Here is an 11,573-nt window from a genome sequence, read left to right as displayed (position 1 = left end):
CCGGCGCTCGCCCTCGTCGGGGCTCCCGCCCGCTCGGCCCTGCGCCGCGGCGAGGCGGTCTCGCTCGCCGCCTGATGCGCCGGGCTCCCGGGGGCGCGTCGTCGTGAACGCCACGCGGCGGAGCCTGCTGGACGGCGCCGCGCGGGCGTTCGCGGAGAACGGTCTGCGGCGGAGCACCATGCAGTCGGTGGCTGCCGCCGCGGGCGTGGCGAAGGCGACCCTCTACAACCACTTCCGGACCAAGGACGAGGTCGCCGGCGAGCTCCTGGCCCGGGAACTGGACCGGCTGGCCGATCTCGCTGCCGCACTCCCGACCCGGGAGGCCCTGGCCGCGCTCTCCGACGAACTCGGGGCGCACCCGGTGCTGCGCCGCCTGGCGGAGATCGAGCCCGAGACGCTCACCGCGCTGCTCGCCGTGGACCCGGGGACGTGGACGGAACTGACCGAGCGGCTGGCCCACGCCCTCGGCGTCGATGCCGACGGCGCCGATCTCGCCGCACGCTGGCTGGCCGGCGTGGTCCTGCACCCGGGCCGCTCCAGCGCCCGGCATCGGCAGGCGGCGCGCCTGGCGGAGGCCGTGGCCGCCCCGGCCGGGGATCAGGCGGTCGGGAGGGAACGGGTGAGCACGGTCCTGTCCGCACCGGGGCCGGCGTGATCGCGTGAGAGGTGGCTGCTCGCGCCGAGTGCGGTGTGGAACGCGACCGCCGGCGTGTTGTCGGGCCGGGTGACCGCCTGCACCACCCGCGCACCGGTGCTGACGGCGAGATCGTCGAACCACCGGCACAACCGCCGGCCGAGGCCGTCGCGACGCCGGTCGTCGCGCACCGCGAGCAGGTGCAGGTAGGCCAGCCGATCGACGGTCACCGTGCCGAGCAGGTACCCGACGTCCTCGCCGGAGCCGCTCATCGCGAGCACGCCGAACCCGCCGAACTGGTGGAACCACACCGGGTGGTGCAGCGTCCGGGCGTCGGTGGTCCAGAACCTGTCGTGCGCGGCCAGCAGCCGGTTGCGGACCACGGTCGCGGACAGGTCGGAGAAGCAGACCAACCGGACGTCGTCGCCGTCGTTCATCGGCCCGCCCGTGCCGCGTCCACCTCGGCGCGGGTGGGCGGGTCGGCGCCGACCCGCGTGCAGTTCAGCGCGGCGACGAGGGCCGCGTCGTCGACGAGGCCGAGCAGCCGGTCGTCGTCCAGCGCCTCCAGCGACCGCCGGTCCGTGACGCCGGCCGCGAGCAATCCGCTGAGCAGGCCCGCGGCCAGCGAGTCCCCGGCGCCCACCGTGTCGGCCACCTCGACGGAGGGGGACTCGCGGCGCAGCAGCGGCCGGCCCGGTCGAGCGATGCGCAGTGGCGCCCCGCCGTCGGTGAGCAGCACCAGCGCCGGCCCGCGGCCGGCCCAGCGCTGCGCGGCCTCGTCCAGGTCCCCGGCGTCGGGTTCCAGCCAGGCCAGGTCCTCGGCGCTCACCTTCACGACGTCGGCCCGCGCGACGAGGCGGTCCAGCCGGGCGAGGACGCCGGCGCGGTCGTTGCCGAGGGTCGCCCCGACCGGCCCGTCGGCGAGCGCCGGCCGGATGTTGGGGTCCACGCTGATCAGCGCCCGGCCCGACATCCGCTCGACGAGCCCGGCGATCGCGCCGGCCCCCGGGTCCGTCCAGCCGGAGATCGAACCGACGTGCAGCACCGCCGTCCCCTCGGGGAGGACCCGGTCCAGTTCCTCGGGAGTCCACTGCCAGTCGGCCGCACCCAGCACGTGGAAGCCGTAGTCGGGGGAGCCGTCGGGGCCGACGCCGATCACGGCGAGGCTGACCGCTTCGGTGGCGGTCACGAAGCCGCTGACGTCGACGCCGGAGAGCTCGGCGTGCCTGCGCAGCGCACCGCCCAGCGGGCCGGTGCCGAGCCGGGCGAGCAGGGCCACGGGCGCACCCAGCCGGCCGGCGGCGACGGCGACGTTGAGGGCGTTGCCGCCCGGGCGCGCGACGTACTGCGGAGCGGTCCCCTCGGGGCCCGCCCCTGCCTCGGGAACGGGCAGCAGATCCACCACCAGCTCGCCCAGCACGCACAGCGTCGGCTTCCCGGAAGGCACGCAGAACCCTAACCGGGCAGATCGCCGGACGGCCGCGTGGTCACGGGGGGTGATCACCTGGGACGATGGGGGACGACGTACGCCTGGCCGACCCATCCGGCTACGGCGCCGGAGCAGGAGGACCCATGCCCAACCCGTTCGTGAAGCTGTGGAAGTACCTGACCGCGTCGGCCAACGCCAAGATCGACGAGAAGGCTGATCCGAAGATCCAGATCGCCCAGGCGATCGAGGCCGAGCAGCAGCGGCACCAGGCCCTGGCCAACCAGGCCGCCGCCGTGCTGGGCAACCAGCGGCAGCTGGAGATGCGGCTCAACCGCCAGCTCGGCGAGGTCGAGAAGCTCCAGGGCTCGGCCCGCCAGGCCCTGGTCCTGGCCGACAAGTCCCGCTCCGGCGGGGACGCCGCCAAGGCCACCGAGTACGAGCAGGCGGCGCAGGCGTTCGCCACCCAGCTGGTCGCTGCCGAGCAGTCGATGGAGGACCTCAAGCGCAGCCACGACGAGGCGCTCCAGGCCGCCGAGCAGGCCCGCGGCGCGGTCGAGCAGAGCCGCATGCGGCTGCAGACGACCCTGGCCGAGCGCACCAAGCTGATGAGCCAGCTCGAGCAGGCCAAGATGCAGGAGCACGTGGCGAGCTCGCTCAAGCAGGTCAACGAGCTGTCGGCCCCCGGCAACACGCCGAGCCTCTCCGAGGTCCGCGACAAGATCGAGGCGCGGTACGCCAACGCACTGGGGCAGGCCGAGCTGGCGCAGACCTCGGTGGAGGGCCGGATGCTCGAGGTGCAGAAGGCGACCCTCGACGTCGCCGGCGCCTCGCGGCTGGACCAGATCCGGGCGTCCATGGGCGGCGGCACTCCCGCCGTCGAGAGCGGCCAGCCCGCGCAGGCAATCGAGCAGGGCGCACCCGCTGTGGACCAGCAGTTCACCGAGCAGCGCGAGGCGCAGCCGGCGGACCGGCCCGAGCCCGCCTGATCCAGGCGCCCGCTCGCGGGCGCACCACGCACGATGCGGCGGTCTCCGGGTTCCGGAGGCCGCCGCTCCGCGTCCGCACCGGCTAGCCGGGGGTCGCCAGCGGCCTCGGGCGACCGGGTTCGCCGGTACGGGCCAGCGGGTCGATCGGGGAGCGGGCGGCCTGGCAGCGCGGGCACCAGTAGGTGACCCGCTCCTGCGTCTCGGGACCCTGGTCACCCCGGAGGATCGGCGTCCCGCATCGCCGGCAGGGCTTGTCCTTCCGGCCGTAGACCCAGTGGTCCTGGCCGCGGCGCAGGTCGCCGGTGGTGCTCTGCTCCGGGTGGTCGCGGTTGGCGAGCATGAGGGTCCGGGCACGGGTGACCAGGGCCTCGAGCCTGTCGTCCACGTCGGCCACCCGAACCCAGGGGTGCACGCCGCAGAGGAAGAGCGACTCGACCTTGTAGAGGTTGCCGGGGCCGGCCAGGTTGCGCTGGTCGAGGATCGCGACACCGACCTGCTCGTCGGGCTGCGACCGGAGCCGGCGCAGTGCCTCCTCGAGGTCCCAGTCCGGGCCCAGGACGTCGGGGCCGAGGTGACCGACCAGCCGGGACTCCTCCGCGGTCGGCACGATCTCCACGTCGTGCAGCCGGTAGCCGACGCACTCCCACTGGTCCGTCGCCAGGATCACGCGGACGTCGTGGCCCGGCCCGCCCCGCCACCTCGTGCCCGGCCGGTAGATGTGCCAGCTGCCGTCCATCCGGTAGTGCGTCCGCAGCGTGCGCTCGTCGGCGAGCCGGATGAGCATGTGCTTGCCGCGGGGGACCACCTCGCGGACGGTGACGCCGGTGAGATCGAGGGCGGCGAGCTGCGGCAGCCGGAACTCGCCGCGGCGCAGCGTGGCCCCCGCGAGCGCCTGGTTCATGCGCTTGGCGGCCAGCCAGACGGTGTCTCCCTCGGGCACGCCGACCAGTGTCCCCGTCCGCTCCGCTTCGTGCGGCCGCCGGTCAGTGGGGGAGGTGTGCCTGGCCGGGCGGGTCCATGGCAGCCAGCGCCACGCTCGCGGTGCCGGTCAGCACGACCAGGCCGAGGAGGAAGAGGACGAACAGCTGCGGTGCGACGGCTCCCGCGACCAGCAGGGTGACGCCGACGAGGGACAGGAAGGTGAGGAGAGTGCGCATGAGGTGGTTCCCCCTTGGGTGCGCTGGTACCTCCAGGGTCCACCTCCCTCGGGGGTCGACGCACCTCTCGCGGCGACTCTCCACGCAACCGTCACCTCGTGACGGCGGCGAGAACGGCTTCTGCCTCGGCCGCGCGACCCGACGGGAGGGTCCGTCCGTGGCAGCATCCCGGAGGTGACAGCCGGGGCGCCGACCGAGCCGGTGCCGGTGCCGGCGGCCGTCGTCACGGTGGCCGGCGGGCTGCGGCTCACCCCGGTCTGGCGGAACCAGCTGGGTGGCCTCACCTGGCAGCTCGGGGAGGGAGCGGGCCGCCGGTTCGTGAAGTGGGCGCCGGCCGGCAGTGGGCTGCCGATCGCACCCGAGGCCGAGCGGCTGCGCTGGGCCTCCCGGTCCACGGCTGTCCCGGCCGTCCTCGACCACGGCGGGGACGACGAGGGGGAGTGGCTGGTGACGGCGGGGCTGCCCGGCCGCAACGCCGTCGACGAGCGCTGGCTGGCCGACCCGCTTCCGGCGGTCCGGGCCATCGGCGCGGGCCTGCGCGCCCTGCACGACGCCCTCCCGGTGGACGGCTGCCCGTTCGACTGGTCGGCTCCGGCCCGGGTCGCCGAGGTGTACTCGGGGGCCGGAGCGCTGCAGCCGGAGCGCTGGCATGCCGTGCACGCGGAGCTGACACCCGCGGACGTCCTGGCCCGGCTGGACGACGTCCCGGAGGTCGACCGGCTGGTCGTCTGCCACGGGGACGCCTGCGCGCCGAACACGCTGCTCACCGACGACGGCGCCTGGTCGGGGCACGTCGACCTCGGCTCGCTCGGTGTCGCCGACCGCTGGGCGGACCTGGCCGTGGCCACCTGGAGCACCACTTGGAACTACGGCCCGGGGTGGGAGCGCCCGCTGCTGGACGCCTACGGCGTCGACCCGGATCCCGGCCGGACGGCGTACTACCGGTTGCTCTGGGACGCCGGACCCTGAGCAGGCCGTAGGTCAGCCGCGCAGTCGCAGGCCCCGGGGAGTGGCGCTGAAGCCGGCCGCCTGCAGCGCCGAGGACAGCGGGGTCGCCTCGTGCACGGAGGCGCCGTCGGCCTTCTGGACGACCATCCGGCCGAGAGCGCCGGCCGAGACGGCGCCGGACAGCGCGGTCGCCGCCTCCTTGAGCACCTGCTCGTCCTCGGTCCACGACAGCAGGGTCTTCCCGCCGCGCTCGACGTAGAGCACCAGATCGCCGTCGACCAGGACCACCAGCGCCCCGGCCTTGCGCCCGGCCCGGTGCCCGACCTTCCGGGTGCCCGTGCCCTCGCCGAGGTCCACCGCCTCCCCGTCGGCCGCCACGGTCCGCTCGGGCCAGGGCAGTGCCGCGCCGTAGACGTTGGCCGGGTCGGTCGCCGCGAGGACGACGGCGCCACCGGGAACCCGGTCGGGTGCGGCGAAGGTGCGCAGCCGGTCGATCGATCCCGGGGTCCCGAACTGGGCAGCGCCCAGCGTCTCGACGAAGTAGCCGCGCCGGGCGCGGTTGTTCTCCTCGAATGCCCGCAGCACCGGGTAGACCGCCGGGAAGCCGCCGACCACCTGCTCGGCCATGACGGCACCGCGGGTGAGCACGCCGTGCCGTTCGAGCAGTGCCTCGGCACGCGCCGTCGTCCGCCGGGTGGCGTTCGGCTCCCGGTCGGGCAGTCGGGACCACCGGCCGGCGACCGTGGGCGGTCCGGTGCGGGTGGGCATGGCCGGCCGGCCCAGTCGCATGCGGCCGGGCCGCGCGCCGGTCCTGACACGCGGTGAGCTGGGCTTGCTGCGGTGCGTGCCGCCGCCGCCGAGGCGGGTGCGCAGGGGCGCCAGCGTGTCGTTGGTCAGCGCGCCTGCCCAGACCAGGTCCCAGACCAGGTCGGCCAGGGCTGTGTCGTCGGTGGCGCCGAGCAGGTCGGACAGGCCGCGGAAGAACAGCGCCTGGCCGCCGGCGAGCAGATCGAGCAGTGGTGCGGCCTCGCCCGGCACCTCCAGCGGCTCGGGCAGCAGCAGTGGTGCGAGATCCGCCGGCACCAGGCTGACCCAGCCGTCACCTCCGGGCAGTCCGCCCGCGCCGGCCCACAGCACCTCGCCGGCGCTGGTCAGCTCGTCGAGCATCGCGGGGGAGTAGTCGCGGACGCGCGACGGCAGCACCAGCGACTCCAGCGCGCTCGCCGGCACCAGCGCCCCGGCGAGCTGCTCGACGACGGTCAGCACGCCGTCGGTGCCGCGCAGCCGCCCGCCCACGCCCTGCCAGGACGGGGTGAACCGGGCCAGCGTGCCGATAGGGACGGGCTCCACCTCCTGGCGCAGCTTGGCCAGGCTGCGGCGGCGCACCGAGCGCAGCACCTCGGCGTCGCACCACTCCTGGCCGGTGCCTCCCGGTCGGAACTCCCCGGTGACCAGCCGGCCGGTCCCGGTCAGCCGCTGCAGCGTCGCGGTCACCACGGCCACGCCCAGGCCGAGCCGGGTGGCGACCTCGGCCGGCTGGAAGGGGCCGTGGGTGCGGGCGTAGCGGCCCACGAGGTCGCCGAGCGGATCGGCGACCGGCTCGGTGAAGACCTCGGGCACGCCCACGGGGAGAGCGGTTCCGAGGGCGTCCCGGAGCCGGCCGGCGTCCTCGATGGCGACGTGCCGCTCCTCGCCGGCGATGCGGACCCGGAGTGCCCGGCGCGAGGCGACCAGCTCGTCGAGCCAGGCCTCCGGGACCCCGCGGGCGGCGGCCTCGGCGACGGTGACGTCGCCGACCCCTCGCAACAGGTCCGAGGCGCCGTCGACGTCGCGGGGATGCCGTTGCTCGGGCAGCCGCTGCAGCTCCGCCTCGACCTCCGCCATGGCGTCGCCGTCGAGCAGCTCCCGGAGCTCCGACCGGCCCAGCAGCTCGGCCAGCAGGCCGGTGTCCAGCGCGAGGGCCTGCGCCCGGCGCTCGGCGAGCGGCGCGTCGCCCTCGTAGAGGAACTGGCCGACGTAGCCGAAGAGCAGGGACTGCGCGAACGGCGAGGCCGTCTCGGTCTGGACGTCGGCGACGCGCACCTTGCGGGCGCGCACGTCGCGCATCAGCTCGACCAGGCCCGGGACGTCGTAGACGTCCTGCAGGACCTCGCGTGCCGCCTCCAGGGTGATCGGGAAGGACGGGAACTCGCTGGCCACCGACAGCAGCTGGGCCGCGCGCTGGCGCTGCTGCCACAGCGGGGTGCGGCGGCGCGGATCCCGGCGGGGGAGCAGCAGCGCCCGCGCGGCGCACTCGCGGAAGCGGCTGGCGAACAGCGCCGAGGTGCCGACCTCGGCGGTCACCTCCCGCTCGACGTCGTCCGGGTCGAGGACGGCGAGGTCGGCCTCGGGCGGCTCGCCGGTGGTGTCGGGCAACCGCAGCACGATGCCGTCGTCGGAGTGCATGGAGGCGACGTCCACGCCGTACCGCTCGCGCAGCCGGGCGGCGAGCACGAGCGCCCACGGCGCGTTCACCTGCGCCCCGAAGGGGGAGTGGACGACCAGCCGCCAGTCGCCGAGCTCGTCGCGGAACCGCTCGACCAGCAGCGTCCGGTCGTCGGGGAGGTGACCGGTCGCGGCCTTCTGCTCGGCGAGGTAGGCCTGCAGGTTCGCCGCCCCCCACTCGTCGAGACCGGCCGCGCGGGCGCGCTCCAGCCCGGCCTCGGGCGTCGCGGAGCCGACCTCGCGCAGGAAGGCCCCCAGGGCGCGACCGAGCTCGAGGGGACGGCCCGGGGCGTCGCCGTGCCAGAACGGCATCTTCCCGGGCAGGCCGGGGGCGGGGGTGACCAGTACCCGGTCGTGCGTGATGTCCTCGATCCGCCAGGACGACGAGCCCAGCAGGAAGACGTCGCCGACCCGCGACTCGTAGACCATCTCCTCGTCGAGCTCGCCGACCCGCCGGCCGCCGGTGCCCTCGGCGCCGACGAGGAAGACCCCGAACAGCCCGCGATCGGGGATGGTGCCGCCGCTGGTCACCGCGAGCCGTTGCGCCCCGGCGCGCGCGGTGAGGGTGTCGGTGACCCGGTCCCAGGTCAGGCGCGGCCGCAGCTCGGCGAACGCGTCGGAGGGGTAGCGGCCGACGAGCATGTCGAGGACGCCGTGCAGGGCGGATTCCGGGAGCGAGCTGAAGGCCGCCGAGCGGCGTACCAGGGCCGCCACCTCGTCGATGGTGCGCGGCCGCTCGGAGACGATCGCGACGATCTGCTGGGCCAGCACGTCGAGCGGGTTGCGCAGGTAGCGGACCGACTCGATCGCGCCGGCCTTCATCCGCTCGGCGACCAGCGCGCACTGCACCAGGTCACCGCGGTACTTGGGGAAGAGGACGCCGCGGCTGACCGCACCGACCTGGTGCCCGGCCCGGCCCACCCGTTGCAGACCGCTGGCCACGGTGGGCGGGGACTCCACCTGGACCACGAGGTCCACCGCACCCATGTCGATGCCCAGCTCCAGGCTGGAGGTGGCGACCACCGCGGGCAGCCGGCCGGACTTGAGCGCCTCCTCGACGATCGCGCGTTGCTCGCGGGACACCGAGCCGTGGTGTGCGGCGGCGACCGGCTGCACGCCCTCGGGCACGCCACCGCCGGAGCCGGCCTGGGCCATGAGCGCGGCCGCGTTGGTGCCCGGTGGAACGGGTTCGCCGGTGGCCCGCTCGTAGGCGAGCTCGTTGAGTCGGCTGGTCAGCCGCTCGGCCAGCCGCCGGGAGTTGGCGAAGACGATCGTGCTGCGGTGGGCCTGCACCAGGTCGAGCACCCGCTCCTCGACCGCGGGCCAGATGGAACTGCGCGGCTGGTTGCCGGCCGCCGATCCGTCCAGCTCTCCGGTGGGCTGGCCCAGCTCGCTCATGTCCTCGACCGGGACGACGACCGAGAGGTCCCACTGCTTGGTCGACGGCGGCGCCACCACCTGCACCGGCCGGCCGCCGGCGAGGTACGTGGCGACCTCCTCGATGGGCCGCACGGTGGCGGACAGGCCGATCCGCTGGGCCGGGCGCTCCAGCAGCTCGTCCAGCCGGTCGAGGGTGACGGCGAGGTGCGCGCCGCGCTTGGTGTCGGCGACGGCGTGGACCTCGTCGACGATGACCGTCTCGACGCCGCGCAGGGCCTCGCGAGCCGCGCTGGTGAGCAGCAGGAAGAGCGACTCGGGGGTGGTGATGAGGATGTCGGTCGGCCTCCGGGCGAAGGCCCGCCGCTCGTCGGCGGGGGTGTCGCCGGAGCGGATGCCGACCCGGATCTCCGGCCGCTCGAGCCCCAGGCGGGCCGCGGCCTGGCCGATGCCGGACAGCGGCGCGCGCAGGTTGCGCTCGACGTCGACCGCGAGGGCCTTCAGCGGTGAGACGTACAGGACCCGGCAGCGGAGCTGCTCGTCCGCCGGCGGTGGCACGGCCGCCAGCCGGTCCAGGGACCAGAGGAACGCGGCCAGCGTCTTGCCCGATCCGGTGGGCGCCACGACCAGTGCGTGGTCGCCGCTGCTGATCGCGCTCCAGGCGCCCTCCTGGGCGGCCGTGGGCTGCACGAAGGCGCCCGTGAACCAGGCCCGGGTGGCCTCCGAGAACCGGTCGAGAGCGGACACGGCACCAGTGTCCCCGCGCGGTACGACAGTTCGCTGACCGCGACCGCCGGGACCACCCGACCGGGAACGCCGGACCGGCAATTCGCGTGGAACCGGTCCGATGGTGCGGCAGACTCCCGGCATGCGATCGCCGGCCGACCTCAGCGTTCCGCCGGGCGTCGCGGACGTCGCGGCCGTGCAGCGCCGCACCGTCCGGGTCCTCGGTGGCGGCGTGGCCCTCGCCGGGCTGGGCGTGACCGTCGGGATCACCGCGGGCGGTCTGCTCGCCCGCGACGTCGCCGGGACCGACAGCGCGGCCGGGCTGGGGCAGACCGCCGGCGTGCTCGGCGCCGCGGTGCTGGCCGTCCCCCTGGCCCGGCTCAGCAGCTCGGCCGGCCGGCGTGCCGGCCTGGCCGTGGGCTACGCGGTGGCCGTCCTCGGCGCCGTCGTCACGGTCGCCGCGGCCGCGGTCTCCTCGCTGCTCCTCCTCCTGGCCGGGCTCTTCCTCTTCGGGGCGTCCACCGCCTGCGGCCTGCAGTCCCGCTACGCGGCGGCCGACCTGGCGACGCCGGAGCACCGCGGCCGGGCGCTGTCACTGGTGGTCTGGGCGACCACCGTGGGCTCGGTCCTCGGCCCCAATCTCGCTGCCCCGGGAGCCCGGCTCGGCACCGCTCTGGGCCTGCCCGCGCTGGCCGGTGCGTTCGTGGTGTCCGCCGCCGTCTTCGCGGTCGTGGCACTGCTCCTGCAGGTCCTCCTCCGCCCCGACCCGCTCCTGCTCGCGCGGCGCCTGGGCGGCGGGGCCGAGGGGTCCGCACCCCGGACCGCCACCGGTACGGCGCTGCGGGCGGTGTGGGCGGTACCGGCCGGCCGGCTCGGGCTCGTCAGCGTCGTCGTCGCGCACTCGGTGATGGTCGGCGTGATGGTCATGACGCCGGTGCACATGGGGCACGCCGGGGGGACGGAGGACACCGTCCTGCGCGTCGTCGGCCTCGTGATCAGCGTGCACGTGGCCGGCATGTACCTGTTCTCGCCGCTGGTCGGGATGCTCGCCGACCGGATCGGCGCCCCGTCGGTCGTGGCCCTGGGCGGCGGCCTGCTGCTGGCCGCCACGGGCGTGGCGGGCACGGCCGGCCCCTCCGCCTCGGTCCAGCTCGGGATCGGTCTCCTGCTGCTGGGGCTGGGCTGGTCCTGCGGTCTGATCGCCGGCTCCACCCTGGTGACCGGGGCGGTGGACGCCGGCCTCCGCCCGACAGCCCAGGGCGGTACCGATCTCCTCATGGGGCTGGGCGCCGCACTGGCCGGTGTGGTGGGTGGCCCACTGCTGGCCTGGGGCGGCTTCGGTCTGGTGTCCGGGGTGTCGGCGGCGATGGTGCTGCCGCTGGCCGTCGTCTGGGCCTCGGTGGTGCTGGGCCCTCAGCGGTCCCGGTAGTTGCGGATCATCAGCACCACGGCGACCAGGAGCGTCAGCACGATGGCGATCTGCAGGACGAGGTCGAGGCTCGCGGAACCGGTGCCGGGGAGCATGTCCCGAGCCTAGGTCGGCGGGCGGGTGGCGCGCAGGCGTTAGCGTCGGGGCGTGCGCCTGCAGGAGTTCTGGTCCCGGGTCGACGAGCTGTTCGGGTCGGCACGTGCCCAGAGCGTGACCCGTGACCACGTCTTCTCCGCCCTGGGTGGCCGGACCGCGCTCGACGCGATCGACGCGGGGGTCCCGGTGCGGCGCGTCTGGCTGGCCATCTGCGAGGCCTACGACGTGCCGCCGAAGGAGCGCTGACGGCGCTCCCGTCACTCCTGGCACGGTGGGCGTGTCGGACCTGGCAGTCGAACAGGTGTTC

10 protein-coding genes are annotated in these 11,573 nt (G+C 75.4%); 5 read left to right on the top strand and 5 right to left on the bottom strand.

Annotated features, from left to right (window positions below; all coding sequences use genetic code 11):
- Positions 1-103 precede the first annotated feature (103 nt).
- The gene (locus BN344_RS20020) at positions 104-655 is read left to right on the top strand and encodes a TetR/AcrR family transcriptional regulator (RefSeq protein WP_155858969.1); all 552 of its coding nucleotides are present in this window, start codon (positions 104-106) and stop codon (positions 653-655) included.
- On the opposite strand, the gene BN344_RS18625 is transcribed toward BN344_RS20020, so the two are convergent.
- Both BN344_RS18625 and BN344_RS18620 read right to left on the bottom strand, forming a co-directional pair.
- Positions 598-1,071, bottom strand: coding sequence for a GNAT family N-acetyltransferase (locus BN344_RS18625; RefSeq protein WP_051516115.1), 474 nt, complete (start codon positions 1,069-1,071; stop codon positions 598-600). The two genes, BN344_RS20020 and BN344_RS18625, sit on opposite strands and share 58 nt — an antisense overlap.
- Positions 1,068-2,081: a PfkB family carbohydrate kinase gene (locus BN344_RS18620; RefSeq protein WP_040339895.1), complete on the bottom strand. Its 1,014-nt coding sequence runs from the start codon at positions 2,079-2,081 to the stop codon at positions 1,068-1,070. The genes BN344_RS18625 and BN344_RS18620 overlap by 4 nt, the downstream gene beginning before the upstream one ends.
- 125 nt (positions 2,082-2,206) lie before the next feature.
- Here BN344_RS18620 and BN344_RS18615 point away from each other — a divergent pair, with 125 nt between their 5' ends.
- Positions 2,207-3,049, top strand: coding sequence for a PspA/IM30 family protein (locus tag BN344_RS18615; RefSeq protein ID WP_040339894.1), 843 nt, complete (start codon positions 2,207-2,209; stop codon positions 3,047-3,049).
- Between the two features lie 82 nt (positions 3,050-3,131).
- Here the strand turns inward: BN344_RS18615 and BN344_RS18610 are convergent, their stop codons facing one another.
- Complete coding sequence (locus tag BN344_RS18610; protein ID WP_040339893.1) at positions 3,132-3,989, bottom strand: DNA-formamidopyrimidine glycosylase family protein; 858 nt, start codon at positions 3,987-3,989, stop codon at positions 3,132-3,134.
- A gap of 43 nt (positions 3,990-4,032) precedes the next feature.
- Positions 4,033-4,206 (bottom strand): hypothetical protein, encoded by a 174-nt coding sequence (locus BN344_RS20015; RefSeq protein ID WP_155858956.1) that lies wholly within the window; start codon positions 4,204-4,206, stop codon positions 4,033-4,035.
- A gap of 174 nt (positions 4,207-4,380) precedes the next feature.
- Between BN344_RS20015 and BN344_RS18605 the strand changes: the two genes are divergently transcribed.
- Entirely contained in the window at positions 4,381-5,175 is a 795-nt protein-coding gene (locus BN344_RS18605) for an aminoglycoside 3'-phosphotransferase (protein ID WP_197022376.1), read from the top strand.
- 12 nt (positions 5,176-5,187) lie between these two features.
- Here BN344_RS18605 and BN344_RS18600 read toward each other — a convergent pair whose 3' ends face one another.
- Positions 5,188-9,762, bottom strand: coding sequence for an ATP-dependent helicase (locus BN344_RS18600; protein WP_040339891.1), 4,575 nt, complete (start codon positions 9,760-9,762; stop codon positions 5,188-5,190).
- Positions 9,763-9,883: 121 nt separating this feature from the next.
- On the opposite strand from BN344_RS18600, the gene BN344_RS18595 reads away from it, so the two are divergent.
- Together BN344_RS18595 and BN344_RS18590 are read left to right on the top strand one after the other, a co-directional pair.
- The gene (locus BN344_RS18595; protein WP_040340190.1) at positions 9,884-11,170 is read left to right on the top strand and encodes an MFS transporter; all 1,287 of its coding nucleotides are present in this window, start codon (positions 9,884-9,886) and stop codon (positions 11,168-11,170) included.
- Between the two features lie 147 nt (positions 11,171-11,317).
- Complete coding sequence (locus BN344_RS18590; RefSeq protein ID WP_040339890.1) at positions 11,318-11,512, top strand: DUF3046 domain-containing protein; 195 nt, start codon at positions 11,318-11,320, stop codon at positions 11,510-11,512.
- The last annotated feature ends 61 nt before the right edge of the window (positions 11,513-11,573 follow it).

It is taken from the genome of Candidatus Blastococcus massiliensis AP3 (assembly GCF_000582785.1).
Taxonomy (GTDB): Bacteria; Actinomycetota; Actinomycetes; order Mycobacteriales; family Geodermatophilaceae; genus Blastococcus; species Blastococcus massiliensis.
Note: the sequence above shows the minus strand (reverse complement) of the source record. Positions and strands in the feature narration are given on the sequence as shown.